This window comes from Cellulophaga algicola DSM 14237, from assembly GCF_000186265.1.
In the GTDB taxonomy this organism is placed as follows: domain Bacteria; phylum Bacteroidota; class Bacteroidia; order Flavobacteriales; family Flavobacteriaceae; genus Cellulophaga; species Cellulophaga algicola.
The window spans coordinates 3,095,536-3,121,338 of sequence record NC_014934.1 but is presented as its reverse complement, the minus strand read 5'-3'; the positions used below and the strand labels follow the sequence as shown (position 1 = coordinate 3,121,338).

Sequence of the window (25,803 nt, the reverse complement as noted above, 5' to 3'; positions counted from 1 at the left end):
AAAATTTGTTTCTGTTTGATCGCTTTTTTTATTTACATTTTCATTACTGGGGCTTTGGACTGTTTTTACAACTTTATCATGTACAGTCTTGTATTATGTCTTTTTTTTTCGATTTTCTTGTTTACATTCCTAATTTGAGTATTCTTTTCAAGTTTACGGTAAATATTGCGATTGCACCTTGCATTTGCATCTTCTCAATACCATATGCAGTAGCCCGTCCATATCCATGTACATTTTTTAGTTCACCGTTCTTAGCTTCTATTTTATATCTATGTTTTGCTTTGTCTTTGTAATAATCGGTTTCTTGAAAGATTATTTGTTCTTGGTGAAGATTTGACTTTATGGAGACCGAATAGCTTTTGGTTTTTGCCCCGGGTTTATAACATCCGTCTTTTAAAGGACAGGTCTTACATTTTTCAACATCAAAATAAAAGGTGAGTACTTGGTTTTCACCAACATTTTTTCTTCCTTGTTTTGCTTTTCGTATCGCCATATGACCCGCTGGGCACACAAACATATCAGCGTCCTTATTATAATCAAACTTGTCCTGGTCTTTTCTAAACCCCTGTGTAATCGAAGGATTTAACTTGGCTACTACATTTATACCCTGTAGTGAAGTTAATTTAAGGTTTTCTTTTCCTGAGTAAGCTCCATCACCAATAATGGTATCTACCTTAATTCCATTTTCTTGACTGATTTTTAAGAGTTCGGGTAATTCTGGGCCATCTCCTTTTTCTCCCGAAGTAACGACCGCTGCCGTAATTATACGTTCCTCGGTCATTGCAATATGGGTCTTGTAACCAAAGAAGGAACTATCGGCCGATTTGTGTCCCGTCCTAGCATCTTTATCTGTTGAAACAATATAATTGTCTTGAGTATCCGCGACCGTTTCCTTTAATAGGTTCAGTTTCTCCTTGACCGCAGGTATTAGACCCAATGTTGGGTCGGACCCGATTACTTTTTCAAGTTCTTTACAATACGTGATTTCATTTTGTAGATCGTCATCCTCATTTTTCTTGGGCATACGTTCTTTCCAATCTTGATCCACGGCATAAATTGCCCTGCGAAGTATTCTTGAGCGTTCTTTTAAAACTTGGACAGCGGAAAATGGATTTGATTTTGATAAGGTGTGCGTAGCATCAACGATAATCGATTTTGAACGAACAATTCCTTTTTCAATAGCAATAGCAACTGTTTTGCCTATCAAAAGATTCAATAGATCGGTATCCTTTAAACGTAACTTCCTGAATTTTGTCAATGAACTAGGGTTGATCACATCTTCTTCGGGAGTCATTTCAAGGAAGTATTTAAAAGACATATCAAATCTGGAACGATCAACAACATCAACGTCCGAAACAGTATAGATTGTTTTCAATAATAAATACTTGAACATACGAACCGGACTCTCTGCATTACGTCCATTGTTCGAACAATATTTACTTGCCAGTTCATCGTAAATAAAAGAAAAATCAATTAATTCATTGATTTTTCTTAGGAGATTGTCCTTAGGAACTATTAAGTCATATAGATCGGAATACGCACTCAATTGAATTTTTTGTTGCTGTAATAACATATTTAAATAACTGATAATCAGCTAATAAAAATACGAAAAAAGGAGTAAAAACACAATAGCTTTTACTCCTCGCATGATATATTTTTTTAGCCCAACCTAGGCTAAAGGACTTTTTCAGTAGCCTCCTAAAAAGCGGCTCTTTTTTAATTAAGCCATTGAGGCTGGAGTTTCTATTGCCGCCAAATAACGTTCGGCATCTAAAGCAGACATACAGCCTGTTCCTGCTGCAGTAATCGCTTGTCTGTATTCTTTATCTTGAGAATCTCCACAGGCAAACACTCCTGGAAGGTTTGTTTTAGTAGATTTTCCTTTTGTGATTAAGTAACCAGTTTCATCCATATCTAACTGACCTTTAAAAATATCAGTATTTGGTTTATGACCAATAGCGATGAATAATCCTGTAATGTCAATTTCCGATTTTTCACCAGTAACATTATTTACCATTCTTAAGCCTTCTACTACTTGTCCTCCTAATACTTCATCAACTTCAGTATTATATAAAACGGTAATATTTTTTATATTATGAACTCTGTGTTGCATTGCTTTAGAAGCTCTCATTTCGTCCTTACGAACTAACATGGTAACGCTTTTACAAATGTTTGCTAAATAAGATGCTTCCTCTGCAGCTGTATCTCCTGCTCCAACAATAGCAACATCTTGGTTTTTATAGAAAAATCCGTCACAAACAGCACAAGCAGAAACGCCACCGCCTCTTAATTTTTGCTCACTTGGAATATTTAGATATTTAGCTGTTGCACCCGTTGAAATAATTACAGTTTCTGCTTCAATCTGAATAGAATCATCAACCGTTGCTTTATGAATACCGCCTATTTCAGTGCTTAATTCTACTGCAGTGATCATTCCTATTCTAACCTCAGTACCAAAGCGCTCTGCTTGCGTTTGCAATTGCATCATCATCGTTGGACCATCAATACCTTCTGGATAACCAGGAAAATTATCAACTTCTGTTGTTGTCGTTAATTGTCCGCCTGGTTCCATTCCTGTATAAACAACTGGCTTTAAATCTGCTCTTGCAGCATATATAGCAGCAGTATATCCTGCAGGTCCTGAACCAATAATTAAAGTTTTAATTCTTTCAATTTTATCTGACATAATCTAGTACTTCATTTTTGTTACTTCAAAAGTAGGTTTTTTGTCAAAAAACTTACAATAAAAGTTATCAAAAGTTGTTATAGTTAGATAGTAGCATCCTGTACCCTTCTTTTTTCTAGGAATAATATTAATTTTTAACGAGCATCTTTGGAGTAGCCACTGTTCTAAAACCAACATGTTCTGCACCAGAATCAGGACTTGAACCCATTCTTGATGAAATTCTATAACTTGCGCAATAACTTGCACTACATAAAAATGATCCCCCTTTAATTACTTTTTCTATGGCATATGGATTATTTGGGTTGTATGTTTTAGTAGGGCCCTGAGGATTCTTGGCTAATACCATATCATTCGCTACTTCTTTAAAATAGTTTGTACTATACCAATCTGTTGTCCATTCCCAAACATTTCCTGCCATATCATACAGTCCAAAATCGTTCGCAGGATAAGACATTACTGATGCTCTACGCTCAAAACCGTCTAATTTTGAGTTATTAACTGGGAATTCTCCTTCCCAAGTGTTTGCCATTGTTGCTAATTTATCTACATCGTCACCCCAAAAATATATAGTTTCTGCATGGTTTCCCCGTGCTGCTCGCTCCCATTCTGCTTCTGTCGGTAATCTTCTTCCTGCCCACGTACAGTACGCTAAAGCATCTTCATAAGAAACCTGCACTACGGGCTCATTATCTTTTCCTACAATAGAACTTTTTGGTCCATTTGGGTGTTTCCAATCTGCTCCAATTTTCCATTCCCACCATTGCGAAAAATCATATAAATTAGGAACTGATTTTTTTGTCTTTTTAAAAATTAAAGCTCCAGGCTTTAAAATAGAGTCGTGTGGTTTTGGTGTTCCTTCAGGAAGTTGTGTTTTCATTTCTTCCCAATCAATTTCTCGTTCAGCAACTGTAATATATCCCGTTTCTTTTACAAATTTTGCAAACTGAGCATTGGTAACTTCAGATATGTCCATAAAGAAACCATCTACCTGTACTTTATGGCTGGGCTTCTCATGATCCATTGCCATTTTATCCTGAGGTACAGCCCCTTGCTGAAAAGCACCCCCTGGAATCCAAACCATGCCTTCTGGAACAGTAGCATCTGCCGGTTTTTCAATCACTAATTTTACAAGTTCTTCTTTTTTTGGAGTTTTTAATGAAGTATGTTCTTCCTCATTTAGCTGTTCTTTTTTCGTTTGCTCTTTACACTGAATATTTAGAAAGAGTAAGGCTGCAAGTAGAGGTAATAAGAACTTCATTAGAATCTTTTTATTGGTTAAGTGTCAAAAATACAATTATACATGAATCGAATAAAACATTTAACTTTAATTTATTCCATTAAAATTCACTATTTTATTAAACTAATCCACATACAAATAGTATACTTTTACTCTGATTTAAATTTAATCAATCCATGAAAACTAAATCATTTTTTACCTTTCTCTTAGCAATATCTACCGCCTCTATTTGCGCTCAAGCACTGAGCAATGAAGCTATCACAACACAAATAAGCACTTACAAAAATGATATAAGAGGTCCTTATAAAGATATTCGTTGGTTCTGTACGGATGGAAGTATTCGCCAACCAAAAGATCCTTGTCCTGAAAATATTGGCCCTGGTGTGCAACATGCACGTTATAAAGATGCCGTCATTGCATTAGGTAAGAGCAATCATATTTATTTAGGTCAGATATTAGCCTACACTGAAGCTAAAGAGTTTTGGGATACCGAAAACAATCATTCACGATTGAAACAGTATCAATTGGACAAATATTTAAGAACTATTGACGAGGGTTGGATCTTACAAAAAGGCCAATTCTATAGAGGCTCCATACAGTCTGAAGACGAACAAGCCTGGGGTATAGAATTTTACAAATGGTTATTAGCCGATAAAGAACGTGTTGCCAAAAACTACTTCTTAATCCGTCAATCTCTAAAAGATATACCGCATGCTGGTGATGATAATACCTCACAATTAATGCGTAGCCAGTCTAAGGTAATTTCTGATGCCTTTGAACCTTTTATGGACCTCCGTGTAAAAATTCATAGTCAGCCCGAATATGTTGACATCCAAAAGGTAAAAGATTTCAAACAAAAAAATGCCGCAAAATTAACGACTAGCCTAAATAAACAGCTTGATGCTTTAGTAAGTACCATGCAAGAATTTTATAAACCTATTGATGCTACTGCATTTTTAGAAAATGCATCTCTTGTAAGAAAAACGAGTATTGGTGAAAAAATTGCAGCGTATGCAACTACTTCGGCAACAGATAGTCCAAAAAGTATTTTAATTAATTCGTCGGACTTACTATTAGAACTAAGAACTGCTATTTTAAACGAAACTAATCCAGAAATAAAATTACAACTGCTTGATATTTCTTTAAAAGTGGAAGATATTTTATTTAAAAATGCACCAAAGTGGGAGCCGACAACGATTAATACCTTATTAGAAAAAATTTGTTACTTAGGTATGGCTACTGCAGGAGCTGGTTATACTGAAACCTGGGAATGGGAACAACTAATGGGACCATTAAGCAAATACGAAGCTGAGAAAATGACATTAAATGAGCTTACTGCCGTTTTAGAGAATGCTCGTAGAGAAGTAGAATGGAGCGCAGCCATGGTAAAAGCTACGTATCAAGATATTGTTACCGAATACACTAGTTTTGAGCCTAAAGCATATGGTTTTATTGATGATAAAATCCGAGGTTCTATTGCTTTATATTTAGGAAAAGCGGTAGGTGATTTAGGCGATTTTATTGCCAAAGAATCTTCCCTTAGCAATAAGGTGCTAAACATACAAAACCAAAGTACGTTTCGCGGATTGAATCCTGGATATGCCTATGGAGAGTTAGTTGTTGTTGATGGTTCTCCTGACGAGATTGAAGTAGCTTCTGACAAAATATATATTTTTCAACGACCGCCTGCAGATTTAAAGCCCGTTGCAGGCATAGGTACAGTTGCAGAAGGGAATATGGTTTCTCATGTACAACTACTAGCAAGAAATCTAGGGATTCCAAATACGGCATTATCCGATGAAAATTTAAAAGACTTACTGGCCTATAATGGTCAAAAAGTATTCTTTGCTGTTTCTAATAAAGGAAATGTAATTTTAAAATTAGAAAAAGACATGTCTGCTGATGAGCTCGCTCTCTTTATGAAAAAAGAGCGCAAAGAAGAAAAAATTGCAGTTCCTGTAGCGAATATTCGTTTAGACGAAACCGCAATACTGAATATGCGAAATGTTGATGCGGAAGACTCAGGGAAACTTTGCGGACCAAAAGCTGCTAATTTAGGACAATTAAAAAAAATGTTCCCAGACAATGTTGTAGAAGGCTTAGTTATTCCTTTCGGAATTTTTAGAGAACACATGGATCAACCCATGCCTGGACAAGCCGTTTCCTATTGGAAATTTTTGAATAACATGTTTGCTGAAGCTGATAAAATGCGTGCAAATAATAGCATCGAAAAAGAGGTAGAAAACTATCAGCTTATTCAATTAGAAACCTTGAGAGCTGCCATAAAAATAATGCCCCTAAAGGATAGCTTTACATCCTCCTTAGAAAAAGAATTTGCAACAGTTTTTGGTAAAGATTTAGGGGCAGTTCCTGTATTCTTGCGTAGTGATACCAATATGGAAGATTTGAAAGATTTTACGGGAGCCGGACTTAATCTAACCATTTTTAATGCAGTAGCTAAAGAAAAAATTATTGCGGGTATCAAAGATGTATGGGCATCGCCTTATACAGAACGAAGCTTTAAATGGAGACAGAAATATTTATTAAATCCTGAAAATGTTTTTCCATCTATTTTGGTCATTCCGAGTGTAGATGTTGATTATTCTGGCGTTTTGATCACCAAAGGCTTAAGTTCTGGAAATGAAAAAGACTTAACTATTGCCTTTAGTCGGGGAGCTGGTGGTGCTGTTGATGGACAATCTGCAGAAACCTATTTAATAAAAAATTCTGGAGGTTATGAATTATTAGCTCCTGCTCGTGAAGCTTACCACAACACATTACCTGTCACTGGTGGAACTGGTAAGAAATTAGCAACTTTTGAAAAGTCGATTTTAAATGAGCAAAATATCGAAGAGATCCGAGCACTTTCTGAAACCATAAGAAAAAGAATGCCCTTAGAAACTAAATCAGATTATGAGGGTGCATATGATGTAGAATTGGGGTTTAAAGACCAGAAGTTATGGCTGTTTCAAATTAGACCTTTTGTAGAAAACAAAAAAGCATTGAGTTCTGCCTATTTAGAATCAATTACCCCAAAAATAAATACGAATAAAGAAATAGTCTTATTTACTAAATTATAACCATGAAAAAAATACTCATACTCGGAATACTAATTAGTTCTTGTTTTGCATTTACAGCCATTGTCTTTTATCCAATTGATGGGTATGAACAAACAGGAATTAGACGTTTGCTTCGATTAGAATTAATTAATAGTGGCGAATTGAAAGAGACCACACCTTTGCCTGAAGGAGCAAAAAAATCATGGAGTGCTATTCAATTAAATCTAAGGTCAAAAGCATCAGATAGTGTTGGTAGTTTTTTACAAGTAGATGAAGATTTTCAGAAAGAAATTGGAGGTTTGTTCAAGGGATTAGATAAAAGTTACTCTTTAGCCGTTTTAGATATTTCAGATTTAGATAGCATCCGTTTTGCGAAAAGAAATGAAACTGCAGGGTATCAACCCGGTAGCGTAGGTAAACTAGCGGTATTAAATGCTTTGTTCACACAATTGGCTAAGATTTACCCTGATTCATGGGAAAGTAGAACTGCATTATTAAAAAATAAAACCGTAAAAGCAGGAGTTTGGGGTTTAACTGATGAACACACCATCCCTATTTACAATGTAGAGAAGAAAACCTTGGTAAAGCGCCAAGTTATTGCTAGTGATGTTTTTTCGCTGTATGAGTGGACGGATCATATGCTTTCTGTAAGTAACAATGGTGCTGCAAGTATTGTTTGGCGAGAAGCTTTATTAATGGCAGCTTTTGGGAAGGAATATCCTGAATTAACAGAAGAAAAAGCACTAGCCTACTTTAAAACAACGCCTAAAAAAGAACTTACAGATTTAGCCAACGACGTGGTAAACCTGCCGCTTCGCGAATTAGGAATTACCCATGAAGAGTGGCGTTTAGGAAGCTTTTTTACCGGTGGTGCTAATACGTATGTTGGTGATAAAGGAGGTAGTACCGGAACTCCTATTGGACTTATGAAATTTTTGATACAACTAGAGCAAGGCAAAGTTGTAGATGAAAATAGTAGCTTAGAAATGAAGCGATTAATGTACATGACCGATCGTAGAATTAGATACGCTCAATCTCCAGCCTTAAAAGATGCTGCCGTTTATTTTAAATCTGGAAGCTTGTACAAATGCGACCGCTCTAATGGGCAAGTTTGTGGTAAATACATGGGGAATGTTTCAAATTTCATGAACTCTGTTATCATCGTTGAACACCCAGATAACTGTACATATATGGTGGTACTTATGACCAATGTATTGCGTAAAAACTCTGCCTCTGATCATATGTATCTAGCATCTGCCATAGATAAAGTCATTAGAAAGTAACGCGCTATTGTAGCCTCCAAAATCTTCTAAAGAGATCGTTTAAATACTTATCACTCCAAATTAGTGTGAGTAAACTATAGCAAGTATATCATAATTCATTGTTAATTAAGTAAAGTACAAAACATACTACCTAGTATTTTTTATACTTTTGCTAAATGGAGCAAAAGCAGAAATCCGAATTCACAAAACAATTGATTCTTAACGAGTCTTTTAAGCTATTTTATTCTAACGGATTTAAGAGCACTAGTATTGATAAGGTTATGCTCGCTACCAAACTTACGAAAGGCGCTTTTTATCATCATTATAAAAATAAAAAAGAATTAGGAATTGCTGTAATATCATCCAAAGTAAAACAAAGAGTTTATGACGGTATGATTGCTCCCTTATACCAACCTGGTAATGCAATTAAGATTTTAAAAAATACCTTTATCGAGCGTCTTAAATCATTTTCTATTCTTGAGAAGCAGCATGGTTGCCCCATGAATAATTTAATAAATGAAATAGGAGATAACGAAACTGTTTATCAAATTGCTTTAAAGAAAATTATTGAGGAGTGGCAAGCAGCTTTAATATTTTTAATAGATAGAGGTAAATCTGAAAATAGTATTAAGAAAAACATCGAAAGCAAAGCTGTTGCTGTGTATTTAATCAGTGCTTTTGAAGGTATTCGTGGCATTCGTAAATTATATACAGATGACGCCATCATAGATGAATACATTTCTGGTCTCTCTATATATTTACAAAACTTAGAAGCTTAATTTTTTTTTATAACAAAACATACTACTTAGTATGTTTTTAACATAACTATACCCATTATGAGTCATCAAAACGAACAAAGGAGAAATTTTGTAAAAAAGTCTGCCCTATTAGGTTTAGCAGGAATGGCTATGCCTCATTTAGGCTTTTCTGCTAACGAAGCACAATTAGAAAAAGAAAATATCTCCTACGTATTAGAACGTCCAAAAGTTATCTTCTTTGATGTAAACGAAACGCTATTAGACCTTAATGCCATGAGAGAAAGTGTAGGGAATGCATTGGGAAAAAGAAATGATTTATTGTCCTTATGGTTTACCACTATGTTACAATATTCATTAGTAGACACGGTAGCTAGACAATATCACGATTTTGGAATTGTAGGTGTTGCCACCTTACAAATGGTAGCTTCTAACAACAAAATTAAATTAACAAAAGAACAAGCTACAGAAGCTATTTTAAAGCCATTACGATCTTTACCTGCACACCCAGAGGTTAGATCCTCATTAGAGAATTTAAAAAAGGCAGGCTATAAAATTGTATCCTTTACAAACTCTTCTAACCTAGGGGTAAAAACGCAGTTTGAAAACTCGGGCTTAATAGATTTATTTGAAGAACGATTAAGTGTAGAGGATATTGGAAAATTTAAACCCCATTCGGATGCTTATGATTGGGCAGCAAGAAAAATGGGTGTACAACCAAAGGAATGTTTATTAGTAGCAGCACATGGCTGGGATATTGCTGGTGCACTTTGGGCTAATTGGAGAGCTGCTTTTATAAGTAGACCTGGTGCTCAATTATACCCCTTAGCTCCCACTCCTGAATTCAATGAATCTAATCTAAAATTGATTGCAGACAAATTAATCGCTTTAACATAAATTAGTATCACATGGTAGAACATAAAGTAATCATCGTAACAGGAGCATCAAGAGGAATTGGTAAAGAAACGGCCATACTATTGGCTAAAAACGGCGCAAAAATAGTTGTAAATCATTCCAACAGCGAAATAGAAGCCAATCAAACGGTAGAAACTATTATCGCAAACGGAGGAACAGCATTTGCGCATAAAGCAGATGTAAGTAACAAAACTCAAGTAACCGCATTATTTGACGCTACACTTGAAACTTACGGAAGAATTGATGTTTTAGTAAACAATGCAGGAATAATGGTTTCTAAACTATTAAAAGATAGTAGTGAAGACGATTTTGCAGCTCTTTTTAATGTGAATGTGAAAGGTGTTTTTAATACGTTACAAGAAGCTAGTAGCAAATTGGCAGATAATGGCAGTATAATTAATTTTTCATCTAGTACCGCTAAATTAATGTTCCCTACCTATTCCCTCTATTCCGCAACAAAAGCTGCTGTTGAACAGATGACGCGTGTATTTTCTAAAGAAATAGGCCGAGGAATTTCTGTAAATGCTATAGCTCCAGGAGCAACGGAAACAGATATGTTTTTAAATGGTAAATCTGAGGAAGTTTTAACTAAACTTAGAGGCATGAATGCTTTTAATAGATTAGCAAAACCAATAGATATCGCTAAGGTCGTTTTGTTTTTAGCAAGTGATGATTCTAAGTGGATCTCAGGACAAGTGATTGGTGCTAATGGTGCCTTAGTTTAAGCGTTTCGTGATATTAAAGCCCAAAAAGCACCCTATAGTTCATTCTTGACGTTCTCTAATTCATCAATTGCTTCTTGTGCAAAAGACCTAATTTTAAAGTTATCCTCTTCTAAGTATTTTTTAAGTAAAGGAAGATATTTCTTGTCTTGCTGTTTTCCCATCAAAAAGAAAACAGCAAGTTTTAGTTTTTGATCATTTGCTTCTAAAAGCAACTGAAAGCACTCTAACTCTGTGCCTATTTTTTGCTTAAATTGATGAATTACTTCTTCTGAAGTTACATCTACTGCACTACTCTCTATAATGGGCAGTAATTTTCGCTTTAATTCTCCTGAAAGTAAATTGTCTAAAAACTCAATAGCATTAGTTCTTGCTTCTTGCTTTTCACTTACCAAACCAGCATAAGCAATAGTAATATCATTCTGCTTATATTTTAAACCTAAGAGTTTAAAAATACGTTCTAAACCTGCATCTAACCTACGTTCTAACAATTCTAACAAACTAGCACGAGCATCTCTTTCTGCTTCTGAAATAATCTCTTTTGATTTTTTTCTATTTCGATATGAAACAATAATCTGGGTGTGCATCGCAGAAAGGGTATTATGATACAGTTTACATTCATCATAAATACTAGCTACAATTTTACTATTATTAAAATGAAGATTTGGGTAGTCTGTCTTTAAATCACTCAAGGCACGAATAGCAGCTAATCTGACAGCTAAATCCTTATCTTCTAATAACTGAAACAGACAGCGAACAGAATCTTGAGAATGAAACGCTTTAAAAACTAAGGGAATAAACCTTGCTATTTCAATAGATACGGTATGTGCTTTGATCATTTCTAACAGCGTATGTTGCACCTGTTGTCCGTAATTCTGAAGTGCCATAATCGTTGTATATCGCAAACTCTTACTAGGCAAAAAAGCTACAACCAAGGGAATAAATTCAGGACTCAATGTTTGTCCTGCTGCTATAATTGCTGTTTTCTGTACCGCTTCATTAGGGTACAAAAGATAGTCATGTATAAAATAATGAAACTCAGAAATATTAGCTGCGCCCACCGTTTTCAAAAGCAGTTGTAAACGCTCTAAATCATTTTCATTTTCTTTGACTACACTAATTTCTCTTTTTATTCTATCATGGAGTTTATAGTTGGTTCGTAAGGAGTAATTATCTCTAGACTCCCGAGCTAAACTTACTAATGCAGTTGTTGCTATTAATGGTTTCTTATCCTCTAAATAAACATCAAAGACAATGTTTTCATTCTTTTGGGCATGCAATAACAAATAGGCTAAAGTAGCTTCTACCAAATCTTCATCATCACTTTGCAATAGTGTGGGTATTTGCGCAATCATGCTATTACTATTCAAAAAGTAAAGACTTTGAATGGCTGCTGTTTTTACTTTTACAGATGGATGGTCTACAAGTAATTCTACCTCTTTGATAAAACGTTTATCATTAATTTCTTGTAATTTTTGTAACATAAATAAGATCTGACCTTCTGATCCCGATTTAAAAACAGATTTCATTCCTGCTACAACCGAAACATTTTTAGTATTCGTCGTATCTTTTAGTTTAATGTTCGCTAATTCTGCAAGGTTCTCCCTAAAAGTTTGAAAATATTCTTGCCGAACTTTATAAATAAAAAACATCCATACCCCTACAAGAAGTATAATAATTGAAGTGATATAATATACTGGTAATTCTAGTCCTTTAATAGCGAAAATTAAAATAAAACCCGCAATACCCGTTGCCACACTATCCACCACCACATCTATAAAAGATTTAGTTTTGTTTTTAAGATCAAAAGGTAATGGCAGTGATAATAGTTCCGTAGCACTTTTATGAATGGACTGTTTGAGCGTCCCATCTACGGCTTTAATAAAAATAATTACGGATAGTTCTGGGATCACAAAAAATAAAGCAGCACCAGCAAATATGCCTAATGGTAATAACATTAAAGAGAACCCCACACCCCACACCCCTACAACACGTTGTGTAAAAAACAACTGAATTAATAAAGACAATAAATTAAAGGTTGAAAACCAAAAAGCAAAAAAGGATGCCAATTCATCTGGATCTGGAATGCTTGCCGATGCAAAATCACTATACAGGTAATCTACTAGTTTTGCGACAATAACACTGACCCCAACAATACCGGCTAAATAAGTTAGATGCTTAGAATTTTTAATTAAAGTGATTGGTTTTACCTCTCGTACTCCTGTGCGCTTCTTTTGTTTAAAGGTATTTAATTTTATGACTCTTGCCTTCCATATTTTATTGAGTAATAGGATACAAATCCCCAAAAATAATGCGGCAATAAAAATGACATTTTCGTTTCCTATAAGAGGTGCTAATAAGGAGGTTAAATACCCTCCTAAAATTCCGCCTAAAATAGCTCCTGAACCTATAAAACCAAATAAGCGTTTTGCTTCTCTAGCGTTATATACCAAATTGGCCATGACCCAAAACTGAGAGGCAGAAAGTACTGCATGTATGGCTACCCAAACATAGAAAAAGTATAGTGCCCATTTATTTAATAAATGAAATCTCAGCAAAAGTGCTAACACTACAATTAGAATAATGGAAACAAATAAGGTAAACCTAATTATTTTTTTTAGGGAATAACGAGCCAAGGCCCGTGAATACGCATACGAGCTAATAATAGCAGTTGCTGCAACGAGAAGAAATGCCAACGGAAGGTTTTCAATACCCAGTTCTGATAAAAATAGAGCGTTTACTGTTGGCTTGATGATAAGCAAAGAGGCTATTACCAAAAAAATATACGCCAACATGTAAAAAGAAATCTTAAACTCTCCTTCTCTTATATCAAATGTTTTTTTTATTAGATTTAGGAACATGAAACGTTTTAAACAGTACTAGTTACTAACCAAAGATATTCTCTTTTTTAAAACTTTCTCTACAGGTTTCACTAAATCTCTAATAATCTGTTCGCCACTAGCATCATCAATCAATGCAACTAAAATATAACGACGATCAGGATCCTCTCCCCATACAAGTATAGAATCAGAATGGTAAGTGCGCCAAGAACCAGATTTTCTAAACAAACGTGCATGTGGAGCTATTCGATCTAGTGTGTTTACAAATTTATGATGCAAATCAGGATTTTCCATGATGGCTAACATTTGCTTAGAGCGTTTTTCATTTACTAATTTTCCGTTTGCTAACAAATAATAATAACGGCATACTTGAGTAACTGTAGCTGCGTGACTTAAATTTTTTAATGGTTCTCTATTCGTATCTCCCCCACTACCGTAACGTTTACCAACCCAAAGACCACCACCCTTATGCTCATCGTAAAAAGCATATTTAGGATCTGTCATGACATCTTCTATTTTCTTATACCCAACACGATCAATCATTCTAGTAGATGCTTGGTTGTTAGATTTGCTAATCATTAAACGCATATCATCTTTAACCTCTTTTGTCTCCTTTAATTGCCCTTTATCAATGGCATCCATAGCAGCTAATAATATGGCTATTTTAGGTAAACTTGCCGCATACATCATATGATTCCCATTGATTCTTGCAAACCTAGTATTATCTGGATCGCTTAAATCTACTACACCAACGGCCATTTTCTTTTCAAGAATTAATTTCTTCCATTTAGGATTCATTTTTAATTCTTTCTCTAAATTGGTTTGTAAAGATTTATTATATAAGCTTGGAAGGCTTTTTATTTCTGTATCTGGAATACGAATAGGCAGCTCGTCTTGCGCAAAAACGGAAGTGCAAATTAGTAGCAACAAAACTAGTATTAATGAATTCTTCTTCATAATTGAAATACAGATTTAAATCATGTCAAATGTATTTTTTTTATCCTTTAGTCAAGTGTTAAATTTTCAATAATTCAAAAAAAATAAATACCCATATAACACTATAGTTTACAACAAATTACAGCATTAAAAGTGTTAAAAAAACTATGCTTAGACAACCTAAAAAACTTAAAGTTACGTATTTTAAACTATTTAAATCAACTCCATTTCTGGAATAATTTAGTTTGCGTTAATTCTTTAAAAATTTAAAACTCTAATTTCATCAATAGTTCTAATTAAGACCGTAAATGTGATAGATAAAAAAGACCTTTTAATTGTTCTTTTTCAAGCCCTTTATCATTAAAAAAACTAAGCTTTTTTTAATGATTTTCGCGATATGTATTGGCACTGAAAAGCTGAATTTGGAATTTTTAAACGCAATAATTTAATTTGCTACAGCATATTTTTTTTAATGCGTAAGGCAATTTTCAAACAAGGCTACAAAAAAATTAGGATTTGAAAAAAAAGTCTGAAACACTTAAAGAAAGTATAGTAAAAACCAATCTTATAAAGAGAGCAACTACGAAACCTATTAAGCCTTAATAAAAATCTTATATTTGAGAAATAATAGTTCCCTTAATTAAAGCCGACATAATTTCAATTAGTATGAAAAAATACATATCACTTATTCTAGGAATTTTTGCATTTGTAATTGTCGTTTATAGTTTTTTTGGGAATATAACAGAAGGGTCACAAATATTGGGTTACCCTGTAGACATCTGGGTCTATAGACTTTTTTGGAGTGTTTTAACTATTGCACTACTATTCAGCTATAGAAAAGAATCCAAGAAGGATGTATAATTTATTTGAACTAACAAATAATCCAATTTACATTGTGCCTTCTTACCAGAGTAATTAAAATTTTAAGTTCTATTCTTTATCCTATTTCATGACAGCTCTTCTAATTATAATTTCAATTTCTTTACTTTTTTTATTTTTAGTCTGGTTTGCTTTAAAAAAATCTAATAAAGTAGCTAGCCCATTAGACATAATTATTGCTACCGTTTATGTGTTTACGCTTGTACTATTTATAATTGGTATGCTTATCCATAGTAATCCATACTACCAAGCTATTGATCCTGTTGATGGGGAGTGCTATAGCCCTTTTTCAGAACAACATATTTTAACCTTAATTTTTTATTTCATAGCTTTTAACACCGCATTATTTTTGGTTTGGAAAAGAAGTAAAAAACTCCCTCCCTTAACTTTAATTTTAGCTTTAATTTTTATAGCTATAGGAATTATTTTTAATCTTGCTATTTTGTACCAAACATTTACGCACAATACAGAAAGTATAAGTATATATGTGAGCGACACGGAACATATTCTGTTTTTATTTGCTCCTTTTGTGGCGTTAATTATAGGATGTTCCCTTATCTATAAAACAATTACAGAACAGGTAGATGAAACTTTAAAGAAAACCTATGCAAACCGTTACTTAAATAGTGTTCAAAGTTTTCTAGTAACAAGAAGTAGACATCCCTTATGGATTATAGTATTGTTATTTCCTGTGTTTTTTATATGTACGCTACTTCTAATTTTAGTGGGACAAGATCCAGACTCAATAGTTAAAGTATTTACAGAAACAACTACGTGGAAACTATCACAACAAATACACCCACCAATATTAGATCATAAAGGGCATTACCTATGTACCGTAGCAGCATCTGGACATCCGGAAATTGTAAAGCCATTGCGATTAGGACAGCGAAATGGCAGACCAATTATTGTAAACAGACAATTGCTTATTGCCAATGCTTTTGAAGAAATGATTCAAGACTTTTCACCGAGAGTCCACCATATTATTCGTAAAAATTACGATTTATATGGATACAACCTTTCAAAGAAAATTAATACGCCAAAACGGTCAAGCATCACATACCTAGCAATGAAACCTTTAGAATGGGTGTTTTTAATAAGCCTATATTTATTCTGCTCCAAACCAGAATTAAAAATTAATAAGCAATATGCTATGTCAGCATAAACAAGGGGCTAACTCATGGTAATTACCTTTTAGTCCAGCGTATAATCTAAAGTAAGCGTATATTTACTCTGAATAAAAATAATTCACCTTAAAACGGTAGCGATTAATTATAATAACTTACAAAATGAAATACCTACTATCCTTTATTTTAGCTTCAATTGCAATACTCTTACTTTCTTTTAATAGCTTTTCTGATGAAGAAAAAATTACTTGGAACAAAATTGATGAAGGGCTTTTTTACGCTGAATATGATGCCCCTAAAAAGGCTACTTATGGAGATAGCAAGATTACTATTTTAAAGATTTCTCCAAAATTATACAACCTTAATTTACTGAGCGCCAAAGAAAATGGAGCACGCGTTAAAACTGCAAAAAAATGGGCAGAAGATAAAAATCAAATTGCAGTTATAAATGCAGGCATGTATATGCAAGATTTTGCGACGAATGTCGGTTTCATGAAAAATTTCGATTTTGTAAATAATGGACGTTTAAATAAAGACAATACTATTGCTGCCTTCAACCGAAAGAACGACAGTGTTCCTGAATTTCAGATTATAGATAGAACATGCCAAAACTGGGATCAATTAAAAGATCAATACAACTCATTTACACAATCTATTCGTATGGTAGATTGCAATCAGAAAAACAAATGGGGACAACAAGCTAAAAAATGGAGCATGGTGGTTATCGGAAAAGATAAGGAAGGTAACGCCCTATTTATTTTTACTCGCTCTCCCTATTCCGTTCATGATTTTATTTCTATCCTCTTGAATTCTTCTCTGGACGTCTACAATTTGATGTATTTAGAAGGTGGTCCTGAAGCATCATTCTATATGGACCATAATGGCACTAAAGTTGAAAAAATGGGAAGCTATGAAACAGATTTCAACGAGAATGATGATAACACTAAATTTTGGTCTATCCCAAATGTCATTGGAATATCAAAAAAATAAAAATCCAACCTCAAAAACTCATATTTTATGAAACTTAAATTAGCATGTACACTCTTACTGTTTACAAGCCTTTTCACTTTTGCCCAGATTGATTATAAAGGGTTAATCAAAAATTTAGAGAACGTTACTGCAGAAACAGATTTAAAAGCTTTTTTTAAAGGCATTCCTAGTGGTGAAAATTACGCAGGAGATCTTCTGTTTGAAGATGAACGTTTTTTAATGTTTTATAAGGTCCCCATAGATAAAGTTTCATTTTCTAATGATTGGAACGGCTTAAGCATGGAATTAAAACCTTTTGATGAAAAAGAAGATTATGAAACCATTGTATCCAATTTAATTAAAAGCTATGGTGAACCAGAGATAGATGATGATGACGATACTAGTATATACTATGAATGGAACACAGAAACATTACACATATTATTAAGTATCCGTAAAGAAAAGGGGGAATTCAAAGCTTTTGATAATCTAGACCTAAAGTTCAAATAAAACCATTCAAATTTCAACCAATGAAAAAATTTATTAGTTCACTTATTTTACTTACGGGAATTTCCGTTACCTCCTGTGGGCAAGAAAAATATGACTTTGCAGAAATAACCCAGAAATCAGACATTAATACGTTCCTTAATAAAATACAGAAAGAGAATGAAGAGGTAAAGATTGACACCGTTTATAGTTTTAATGAACTCACTATTGAAGGGATGCACTACGCTGGAACTCCCATTATGAAGGCCTTAGTGACCGATAACTATATGATTCTGACAACAGATACTATTAATTATTCAGGTAGAAAAATATTAGAAACCGTGGAAGCCAAATATGGACTAAGCCCAATTTCTGATGGATACTCTAACGATATAGAATTTGATTGGAAACAAGAAACCCAAGACATTAAATTAGTCGTAAAATTAAAAAACGGGAAACATTTGGCAGCCATGGGAGACAAGGATAATGCCGAATTAACAATAAGCTATAAAACCCTTTATAACTTGCCAATAGCAAACCTTCATAAAGAAATAAAAACGTATCCTAATGCGCCAAAATATATACTAAAAATTAAGGAGCAAGATTGTGATTATGACATCATAGTGAATGGTATAAAAATACCCAATGCAATTCTATATAGCGAAATATTTTTAAACGAATATATTACTAATGAAAAATCTAGCTTAGAATTTATCATAAAGCCAAATACCCAAAACGAAAATAGTTCTCAAGGACGTTTTAATGATGATGCTCACTTCTCAGCGGTATTATATGATTTTGATACCGAAGAAATTTATGCGGAAATAAATAACTTAAAGCTATCAGGAACAACACCAGTTAATTTTAGTAACACGTATGATTTAGTTCTCCCCTTTTATCCAAAAGCTTGGACAGATGGTGTTGACTTACGTAAAGATAAAAATTTAGTGTCTAAAATTAATGCCCTCTATACTAAAATTGGAAAGGCAGTATTAGCAAATAATGAACAAGCTATTAATGACCTCTTTTACGAGTCTGACCTAGAATCACAACAAATAGCCTTTGATACTGATTTTGAAACTGCAAGAGAAAACTGGGAAGAATATGTATCATGGTCCTACAACAGCTATAAATATACCATAGCTAAGGATATTGAAATTCAATTTTATGACGGTGGTAAGTTAGTATACGTATACCCTGAAGATAAAGAGGCCATGCTTATATTAACTGGAAAAAAATACAGTAAAAAATTAAACTATTTCTTATACCAACCCAAGGGAACTAGCGAACTTAAAGTAATAAGACAATGAATAAAGTATTATTTATAACGCTATTTTTGATTATAGCTGGCTGCAGTAATGTACAAACGCAGACAAAAAATAATGAAGATTTAGACGAGTTTATTTCCGCACTGGATGATAAATCTTTGGATGAAATAAAAGAAGAAATGAATATCAACATTAAACAATTTGAAGCTTTTTTAAATTTCTTTGATGGTTCTTTTTCTAATAGCATCAAAAGCATCAAAAAAGAGGATGAAAAATATGGAGAAGAATTTAAGATCGATACTACTGGTATTCATAACGCCTTGAATCAATTTAATAGTGTCGTATTTGATCAATATTTTGAATCTTATGAAAGTCATCTTAAATTTTCATTTACAAATACGGATCAAAGAAGACCTTTAGAATTAGGGCAAGGTATCAGTCAAACTTTTAGCCCTACCAAAATCTACTATCACTCTGGCGAAATTAAAACAGATAGCGTTGAAAATTATATGGTAGATTTTAGTTTTGATAGAGAAGGTTGGGGTACCGCTAAACCTATAGATAGCATTGATATTTCTTACGAGTTAGCTTATATAAAAGATTATGATAGTGTAGAAGTATCCAATAAAAATAATAAAACTAATTATAAAGGAGGTGAGATTAAATTAGTAAAAACGGATAATAACTACGCTTACATTACCCTCTCAGATACCATAGCATCACCATTTGTAGTTCAAGGATATAATAAGGAAGGTAAACTTATAGATAGAAGTGGTTCTTCTAGCAATACTATAGCTCCCGGAGATTCTGAAGGTATATTTAGCGAAATGTTAAAGTATTTGAAAATAGTACAAGAAAAACTGAATGATGGAGATTTTAAAAGTACCGCAGATTTTCAAAAATACTTACGCAAACACTTAAACAATATTGATTACTTTAATGATAAGGACGGACTCTTCCATCGAGAATATTATTTCTATGGACACGTAGATGCCATAAAACTATTATTTAGTAAGGATACAGAAAACGAGAAAGTAAAATTTACAGCACACAATACTCACCCTTTTAATGCTATAGATGAATTATTTAATATGAGTACTGATGATTCGCTTATATTTTTAAATGCAAACGGAGCGCATCAAATAAAGATAAAAAATGACAACATAAGTCTTGTAAACATTAGTGGCGATTATTATGAGGATAATGAATATTATTACCATTTAAACAGAGTAAACAAAAGTTTAGACACCCTACTCGTCTATAATCTTGTAGCTTACAAAAATGGATTAGCAGGTATTCAACCAGAAGATGAAAACGATGCCATTGAACTATTTTTTTCTAACTATAAGCCTATAGGTCCAAAAAAGTATGATAAGCTAACTGAGGTAGGTGAAATACTTTTTGGTTTTAGAAATAATTCATACTTCATTATTGATATGATGGGTAATGAAACACCAGTCCCAAATGTTACTAGAGTTTATGATGGATTATCCGATAACAGAATTTTAGTAAGTAATGGTGATCTTATTGGGTTTATAGACCCGAAAGGGAAAAGCGTTATCCCTCCAAAATATGAAACTGCAGAACCGTTTGAAGATGGTATAACAGCCGCTCGCTTCAATGGAACATATAAACTTATAGACGTAAACGGAAAGGTTTTAGTAGACACTGAAGAATCTTACATGAATTTTTTAAGTAAAGATGATCAAGGTAGAAGAATTTATAAGTTTGATTATGGAAGTAAAACGTATAATTACAAAGGAGACCTTATCCCTAAACAGGACTAAAAGATTTTAAATTCTATTGCTATCTATACCGCTATGTTTTATTTTATATACTAAAAAATAAAACATAGCGGTCCTTCGGTGCTAAAAAATAAAGAATTACGATAAATACCAAAACTTAAGCATTTTACGTTATAAGTTTAACCAAATAAAATACCAACCAACATACCACTTATAATGAATCAAAATAAAAGACTTAAAATAGGCGAAGGTAAAATTAGCGGTTACATCTCGATATTTTTAGCTATAATCTGCTTTGGAACCACTATTTGTGCTTACTATCCTGAGTATTTAACTACAGCAGATTTTCGTGCGCTCTACAAGCCAGGCTATGTAAAGTGGGCTTTTTTAATAGTCCTTACCTTATCTTTTGCCTTTGCTTTAACCAGTTTTATTCTCAGCAAAAAAACAAAACTTGGTTTCTATGCGATTATCCTCATCGCTGCATCAATTTTTCTTGCTAATGGATTACCGGAATACCAAGAAATAGACTCCAAGCGTTTTACGATTGGCATGGATTGGCTCTTGCTAGATATTTTAATTTCTGCGGTTATATTCATTCCTATGGAATTATTTTTACCTAAACGGTTAACACAAACAAAATTTCATGAAGAATGGAGAACAGATTTAGTTTATTTTATTATTAGTCATTTACTAATTCAAGTTACGGGAGTATTAGTACAGTTACCCGCAGTATTGGCTTTTTCTAACATTGGGTTATCTGGTTTTCAAGAATGGATTCAAGGCATATGGTTTATACCTCAACTGTTATTAGCCTTACTGGTATCAGATTTATTTCAATATACAGGTCATTACTTTTTTCATAAAATCCCGTATTTATGGCGTTTTCATTCCGTACATCATTCTACCAAAGACATTGACTGGTTAGCAGGTTCTAGAACCCATTTTGTAGATTTAATAGTGGTGCGCGCAGTATCTTTCTTACCCTTATATGTATTTGGGTTTAGTCCGGCTGTCTTTACCACGTATATTGTAATTGTTTCTTTCCAGGCAGTTTTAGCACATTCTAACACCCGGATAAATTTTGGGTTGCTACGCTATGTTTTTGTAACTCCGCAATACCATCATTGGCATCATTCAGACGATCCAAAAGCCTATGATAAAAACTTCGCTATTCATTTTCCATTTATCGATATGCTCTTCGGAACCTATTATCCTATGGGAACAACCTGGCCAGAAAGTACAGGATTAGGTGATGTAAAATTCCCAAAAGGATTTGCGCGGCAATTTGTATTTCCGTTTACAAAAAACCCAGCTGAAAATAATGAGATTGAGAATCCTAGTGAGCGGTAATAGGGAGTAAACTCACCAAAATAATAGGTACAAAATCTTCGTATTCCTCTAATTTAAAATAGCTATTACCTTCAGTATGAAATTCAAACTTCTTATGCTATGCCTAATCGTTATATTTAGTAACGCTTGTTCAAAGAAGAAAAAACTTTCCATGCTCCTGAGATAGGATGGACTATTAATTTAATTGATGGCTGGAATATTAAAAGTGCCCGAAAAGTAAATCAAAACATTAGTGACGGTTTAGCACGTATTGAAGATTCTGGAGAGAACGTATATATCAGTGGAAAAGAATTAGGCCTCATTATGCTTCGTACAGATGAAATAACAAAATTTCAAGCCACCATCATCCCATTTATAGAAACCTATGAAAACGAATGGGATGTCAAGTACCCGCAGATAAAAGAGGTGATTTATGCTATTTTTTTGCCTCTCAAGGCGTACAAGTAGATGCTACTTCAAGCAAAGAAACCATAGCTGCTATAGTTTTTTGAAATTTTCAACATTAAACTGTCACAAGATGTCAGTACGCTAATGGAACAAAATAAGTATAGAACGTATATCAATGGCTATGATTTTATCATCAATACGAGTCACAATAGCCCCGAAGCTAGAAATGCTATGTTGGCTCCATAAACAGCGTCAAAATTTAATAAAAATTGATTTTCCTTTAAAACTTAACAAAAAGTTAAAGAATTACAATAAGAGCTATAAATTTTTTCTGTGTTGATTTGTTTTTTAGATTTGCGGCTAGCTATAGCTAAAAATGAAAAAAACAAATTATATTTCTAAAGCACTAACGGCAGTATTTCTACTGTTGTTTATGATGTTGCCTTTAGCTATTCAATTTGTACATTCTTTTGAAAACCACGAGCACACTACCTGTAAAGATCAGGATAACCAAAATACCCATATTCACCAGAAATCTCTTGATTGTCATATTTGCGACTTTCATTTCTTTTCATTCACCTATGATCTTTCATCTTATCCCGAGTTGGTAAAAACTACTTTTTCTTTAAAAGTAACCAATAGTTTTACAACTCAATTTATCAATTCTTTCAATAACAACAACACTTCTCTAAGGGGCCCTCCTAGTTTTCTTGCTTAATTAAAAAAACATTTTTTTTAAATTTAATCAAGAATATTTATGCGCATTTATGCACTGATGGTACTGCTATTGAGCAGTTTATCATCAATATCGCAAAATTGCAATAATACACTATCGGGTAAAATAACAGACTCACATGATGGTACCGCTCTAGTTGGAGCGCTTGTTATTATTGCAGGAACAGAACAAACAGCAATCACGGATAGCAATGGAAATTTTAACATCCAAAATCTTTGTGATCAAACGTATGCTATTCAAATTTCTCATCCCTACTGCTTAACCAGCGGTTATAAGGTAAAAGTACAAGGAAATACGAGTAAATATTTCCAGTTGGAACACCATTTAGAGGAATTAAATGAAATAGTTCTTAGAGGCCATAAGGAGAATACTAAAATAAATACAGTAGCTGAAAGCAAATTAGAACAAGAATCTATTGAACAATATAGCAATGGATCCTTAGGGGATGCGCTGAATAGTTTATCTGGCGTAAGCTCTCTAAATACAGGAAGTACTGTTGTCAAACCCATGATCAATGGTTTACACAGTAGCCGCGTAGTGCTGATCAACAATGGCGTGCGCATGGAAGATCAAGAGTGGGGTGTTGAACATGCACCCAACATTGATGTGAACACTGCAGATCGCATAACGCTAATTAAAGGTGCTGGAGCCATTCAATACGGTGGAGATGCTATAGCCGGAGTGATTATTACTGAGCCACAGGCCATTTTCATCAAAGATAGTTTGTATGGAAAAACCATAGTTGCAGCAAGTTCCAATGGCAGAGGCTCAACACTAACATCAAAACTAACAAAAAGCTCAAATAGCGGCTGGTTTGGTACCCTGCAAGGCACTAGAAAAAGATATGGAGATTTTGAAGCTCCTGATTATATACTAAGTAATACTGGCACCTCTGAAAATAGCGCGTCTCTACGTTTTGGACTTAATAAATTCAACTATGGAATAGAAGGGTATTACTCCTTCTACAAAAATAAAATAGGAATTTTATCTGCATCACACATTGGTGGCGCGGAAGATCAAGTTAGGGCAATAAATAGTAATACACCTTTAATTATTAATGATTTTACCTATGATATAGGTAATCCCAAACAAGATATCACCCATCAATTAGCTCGGTTAAAAGCTTTCAAAAAGTTCGCTGGTTTGGGTAAAGTAAGCTTACAATACGACTATCAGCAAAATCATAGGCTTGAATATGACATTCGTGTGGGTGATGATTCTGAAAAACCATCATTAGATCTGGTTTTAAAAACACATACCTTACTATTAGATATTGAAAGTAAATTATCTAATAATACCACATTAAAATCGGGTATTATGGCTAGGTATCAAGATAATTTTGCGGATCCATCTACGGGTGTTCGAAGGTTAATACCTGATTACGAAAAATATGACTTAGGAGTTTATGGCATCGGCACCTTTCAACTACAAGATAATTGGGTACTAGAAGCAGGGGCAAGATTTGATTATAGCTATATGGATGTATTCAAATTTTACAGAACCTCATTCTGGGAAGAAAGAAATTATGATGAACTTTTTCCTGAAATTGTCGTAGAAGAATTTGATAATCAAATTTTAACCAATCCTCAATACAATTTTTATAATGCATCAGGTACAATAGGTTCTACGTATTCTTTTAGCGACAAACTTAAATTATTTTTCAATTATTCATTGGCCTCTCGAGTACCAAACCCTTCTGAATTGTTTAGTGAAGGTTTGCACCACTCCGCTTCAAGAATTGAACTGGGAGATTTAAATTTTTCAAGTGAAATTGCCAACAAAGTTGCTTTAACCTTACAGAAAAATGGCGATGTTTTTAGTTTCACTATTCAACCATTTATAAATAACATCAATAATTTTATAGTAATAGAGCCTACTAAAGTAGAGCAGACGATAAGAGGAAATTTTCAGGTGTGGGAATACCGACAAACAAATGCACAATTATTGGGTGTTGATATTGATGCTACCTATGCATTCATCAAAAATTTTGAATTCAAACATCAATTTTCTTTAACAAAAGGCTATGATCGTAATAGTAACGGCGCTCTAATTAGTATGCCCCCAGTGAATACCACCAATGAAATTAAGTATCAGAATTTAAAAGAAAACAATTTGAAGCTAGCCCTACAAAGTGAATATGTTTTTCGCCAGAACGAGTATCCAAATAACAATTTTGAAGTGTACATTGCTCAATCAGAAACCTTTGAATTAGTAGATGTTAGCACACCACCTAATGCGTATCACCTATTAAATTTTAGGTCAAGTATCGATTTTCCAATTACTAAAAAATCTAACCTAACATTAGGCTTTAGCGTTACCAATCTTTTAAATACACGATACAGAAATTACCTAAACAGCTTGCGTTATTATGCTGATGATTTAGGGAGAAACCTTTTATTCAATCTTAAATTTAATTATTAATCTATTTAAAACAACAAGTA

At 33.6% G+C, this 25,803-nt stretch carries 20 protein-coding genes; 15 read left to right on the top strand and 5 right to left on the bottom strand.

Annotated features, from left to right (window positions below):
• Positions 1–121 precede the first annotated feature (121 nt).
• From CELAL_RS13495 to CELAL_RS13485, 3 genes are all read right to left on the bottom strand, one after another.
• Complete coding sequence (locus CELAL_RS13495; RefSeq protein WP_013551459.1) at positions 122–1,573, bottom strand: IS1182 family transposase; 1,452 nt, start codon at positions 1,571–1,573, stop codon at positions 122–124.
• Positions 1,574–1,720: 147 nt separating this feature from the next.
• A complete protein-coding gene (trxB, locus tag CELAL_RS13490; protein WP_013551458.1) occupies positions 1,721–2,686 on the bottom strand; it encodes a thioredoxin-disulfide reductase in 966 nt (321 codons plus the stop codon).
• A 127-nt stretch (positions 2,687–2,813) separates the two neighbouring features.
• The gene (locus tag CELAL_RS13485; protein WP_013551457.1) at positions 2,814–3,944 is read right to left on the bottom strand and encodes a formylglycine-generating enzyme family protein; all 1,131 of its coding nucleotides are present in this window, start codon (positions 3,942–3,944) and stop codon (positions 2,814–2,816) included.
• A 155-nt stretch (positions 3,945–4,099) separates the two neighbouring features.
• Between CELAL_RS13485 and CELAL_RS13480 the strand changes: the two genes are divergently transcribed.
• The 5 genes from CELAL_RS13480 (at position 4,100) to CELAL_RS13460 (ending at position 10,639) form a co-directional block, all read left to right on the top strand.
• Positions 4,100–7,003, top strand: a complete 2,904-nt coding sequence (locus CELAL_RS13480) for a PEP/pyruvate-binding domain-containing protein (protein ID WP_013551456.1) — start codon at positions 4,100–4,102, stop codon at positions 7,001–7,003.
• A 2-nt stretch (positions 7,004–7,005) separates the two neighbouring features.
• On the top strand, positions 7,006–8,265 hold the full coding sequence (locus tag CELAL_RS13475; RefSeq protein WP_013551455.1) for a serine hydrolase: 1,260 nt from the start codon (positions 7,006–7,008) through the stop codon (positions 8,263–8,265).
• Between the two features lie 155 nt (positions 8,266–8,420).
• Positions 8,421–9,023, top strand: a complete 603-nt coding sequence (locus CELAL_RS13470; protein ID WP_013551454.1) for a TetR/AcrR family transcriptional regulator — start codon at positions 8,421–8,423, stop codon at positions 9,021–9,023.
• A 57-nt stretch (positions 9,024–9,080) separates the two neighbouring features.
• The gene (locus CELAL_RS13465; protein ID WP_013551453.1) at positions 9,081–9,896 is read left to right on the top strand and encodes a haloacid dehalogenase type II; all 816 of its coding nucleotides are present in this window, start codon (positions 9,081–9,083) and stop codon (positions 9,894–9,896) included.
• An 11-nt stretch (positions 9,897–9,907) separates the two neighbouring features.
• The gene (locus tag CELAL_RS13460; RefSeq protein ID WP_013551452.1) at positions 9,908–10,639 is read left to right on the top strand and encodes an SDR family oxidoreductase; all 732 of its coding nucleotides are present in this window, start codon (positions 9,908–9,910) and stop codon (positions 10,637–10,639) included.
• Positions 10,640–10,671: 32 nt separating this feature from the next.
• On the opposite strand, the gene CELAL_RS13455 is transcribed toward CELAL_RS13460, so the two are convergent.
• Positions 10,672–13,497: an MFS transporter gene (locus tag CELAL_RS13455; RefSeq protein WP_013551451.1), complete on the bottom strand. Its 2,826-nt coding sequence runs from the start codon at positions 13,495–13,497 to the stop codon at positions 10,672–10,674.
• Positions 13,498–13,515: 18 nt separating this feature from the next.
• A complete protein-coding gene (locus CELAL_RS13450; RefSeq protein WP_013551450.1) occupies positions 13,516–14,433 on the bottom strand; it encodes a serine hydrolase in 918 nt (305 codons plus the stop codon).
• Positions 14,434–15,078: 645 nt separating this feature from the next.
• Here CELAL_RS13450 and CELAL_RS13445 point away from each other — a divergent pair.
• The 10 genes from CELAL_RS13445 (at position 15,079) to CELAL_RS13400 (ending at position 25,783) form a co-directional block, all read left to right on the top strand.
• A complete protein-coding gene (locus CELAL_RS13445; protein WP_041557732.1) occupies positions 15,079–15,273 on the top strand; it encodes a hypothetical protein in 195 nt (64 codons plus the stop codon).
• Between the two features lie 88 nt (positions 15,274–15,361).
• Positions 15,362–16,456 carry a DUF6688 domain-containing protein gene (locus CELAL_RS13440; protein WP_013551449.1) on the top strand — a complete coding sequence of 365 codons (1,095 nt, stop codon included), beginning with the start codon at positions 15,362–15,364 and terminating at the stop codon, positions 16,454–16,456.
• A gap of 124 nt (positions 16,457–16,580) precedes the next feature.
• Positions 16,581–17,408 carry a phosphodiester glycosidase family protein gene (locus CELAL_RS13435; RefSeq protein WP_013551448.1) on the top strand — a complete coding sequence of 276 codons (828 nt, stop codon included), beginning with the start codon at positions 16,581–16,583 and terminating at the stop codon, positions 17,406–17,408.
• A 27-nt stretch (positions 17,409–17,435) separates the two neighbouring features.
• On the top strand, positions 17,436–17,897 hold the full coding sequence (locus tag CELAL_RS13430; RefSeq protein ID WP_013551447.1) for a hypothetical protein: 462 nt from the start codon (positions 17,436–17,438) through the stop codon (positions 17,895–17,897).
• Positions 17,898–17,917: 20 nt separating this feature from the next.
• Complete coding sequence (locus CELAL_RS13425) at positions 17,918–19,183, top strand: hypothetical protein (protein ID WP_013551446.1); 1,266 nt, start codon at positions 17,918–17,920, stop codon at positions 19,181–19,183.
• Entirely contained in the window at positions 19,180–20,928 is a 1,749-nt protein-coding gene (locus CELAL_RS13420) for a WG repeat-containing protein (RefSeq protein WP_013551445.1), read from the top strand. Before CELAL_RS13425 ends, CELAL_RS13420 begins: the two co-directional genes overlap by 4 nt.
• A gap of 174 nt (positions 20,929–21,102) precedes the next feature.
• A complete protein-coding gene (locus tag CELAL_RS13415) occupies positions 21,103–22,239 on the top strand; it encodes a sterol desaturase family protein (protein WP_013551444.1) in 1,137 nt (378 codons plus the stop codon).
• A 126-nt stretch (positions 22,240–22,365) separates the two neighbouring features.
• Positions 22,366–22,686 (top strand): hypothetical protein, encoded by a 321-nt coding sequence (locus tag CELAL_RS13410; protein ID WP_013551443.1) that lies wholly within the window; start codon positions 22,366–22,368, stop codon positions 22,684–22,686.
• A 316-nt stretch (positions 22,687–23,002) separates the two neighbouring features.
• Positions 23,003–23,344, top strand: coding sequence for a hypothetical protein (locus CELAL_RS13405; protein WP_013551442.1), 342 nt, complete (start codon positions 23,003–23,005; stop codon positions 23,342–23,344).
• A gap of 39 nt (positions 23,345–23,383) precedes the next feature.
• The gene (locus tag CELAL_RS13400) at positions 23,384–25,783 is read left to right on the top strand and encodes a TonB-dependent receptor (RefSeq protein WP_013551441.1); all 2,400 of its coding nucleotides are present in this window, start codon (positions 23,384–23,386) and stop codon (positions 25,781–25,783) included.
• The last annotated feature ends 20 nt before the right edge of the window (positions 25,784–25,803 follow it).

What these genes read in the sequence shown, in the direction of transcription:
- CELAL_RS13495 (WP_013551459.1), bottom strand. Translation starts at nt 1,573, where the DNA reads ATGTTATTACAGCAACAAAAAATTCAATTGAGTGCGTATTCCGATCTA.
- trxB (WP_013551458.1), bottom strand. Translation starts at nt 2,686, where the DNA reads ATGTCAGATAAAATTGAAAGAATTAAAACTTTAATTATTGGTTCAGGA.
- CELAL_RS13485 (WP_013551457.1), bottom strand. Translation starts at nt 3,944, where the DNA reads ATGAAGTTCTTATTACCTCTACTTGCAGCCTTACTCTTTCTAAATATT.
- CELAL_RS13480 (WP_013551456.1), top strand. Translation starts at nt 4,100, where the DNA reads ATGAAAACTAAATCATTTTTTACCTTTCTCTTAGCAATATCTACCGCC.
- CELAL_RS13475 (WP_013551455.1), top strand. Translation starts at nt 7,006, where the DNA reads ATGAAAAAAATACTCATACTCGGAATACTAATTAGTTCTTGTTTTGCA.
- CELAL_RS13470 (WP_013551454.1), top strand. Translation starts at nt 8,421, where the DNA reads ATGGAGCAAAAGCAGAAATCCGAATTCACAAAACAATTGATTCTTAAC.
- CELAL_RS13465 (WP_013551453.1), top strand. Translation starts at nt 9,081, where the DNA reads ATGAGTCATCAAAACGAACAAAGGAGAAATTTTGTAAAAAAGTCTGCC.
- CELAL_RS13460 (WP_013551452.1), top strand. Translation starts at nt 9,908, where the DNA reads ATGGTAGAACATAAAGTAATCATCGTAACAGGAGCATCAAGAGGAATT.
- CELAL_RS13455 (WP_013551451.1), bottom strand. Translation starts at nt 13,497, where the DNA reads ATGTTCCTAAATCTAATAAAAAAAACATTTGATATAAGAGAAGGAGAG.
- CELAL_RS13450 (WP_013551450.1), bottom strand. Translation starts at nt 14,433, where the DNA reads ATGAAGAAGAATTCATTAATACTAGTTTTGTTGCTACTAATTTGCACT.
- CELAL_RS13445 (WP_041557732.1), top strand. Translation starts at nt 15,079, where the DNA reads ATGAAAAAATACATATCACTTATTCTAGGAATTTTTGCATTTGTAATT.
- CELAL_RS13440 (WP_013551449.1), top strand. Translation starts at nt 15,362, where the DNA reads ATGACAGCTCTTCTAATTATAATTTCAATTTCTTTACTTTTTTTATTT.
- CELAL_RS13435 (WP_013551448.1), top strand. Translation starts at nt 16,581, where the DNA reads ATGAAATACCTACTATCCTTTATTTTAGCTTCAATTGCAATACTCTTA.
- CELAL_RS13430 (WP_013551447.1), top strand. Translation starts at nt 17,436, where the DNA reads ATGAAACTTAAATTAGCATGTACACTCTTACTGTTTACAAGCCTTTTC.
- CELAL_RS13425 (WP_013551446.1), top strand. Translation starts at nt 17,918, where the DNA reads ATGAAAAAATTTATTAGTTCACTTATTTTACTTACGGGAATTTCCGTT.
- CELAL_RS13420 (WP_013551445.1), top strand. Translation starts at nt 19,180, where the DNA reads ATGAATAAAGTATTATTTATAACGCTATTTTTGATTATAGCTGGCTGC.
- CELAL_RS13415 (WP_013551444.1), top strand. Translation starts at nt 21,103, where the DNA reads ATGAATCAAAATAAAAGACTTAAAATAGGCGAAGGTAAAATTAGCGGT.
- CELAL_RS13405 (WP_013551442.1), top strand. Translation starts at nt 23,003, where the DNA reads ATGAAAAAAACAAATTATATTTCTAAAGCACTAACGGCAGTATTTCTA.
- CELAL_RS13400 (WP_013551441.1), top strand. Translation starts at nt 23,384, where the DNA reads ATGCGCATTTATGCACTGATGGTACTGCTATTGAGCAGTTTATCATCA.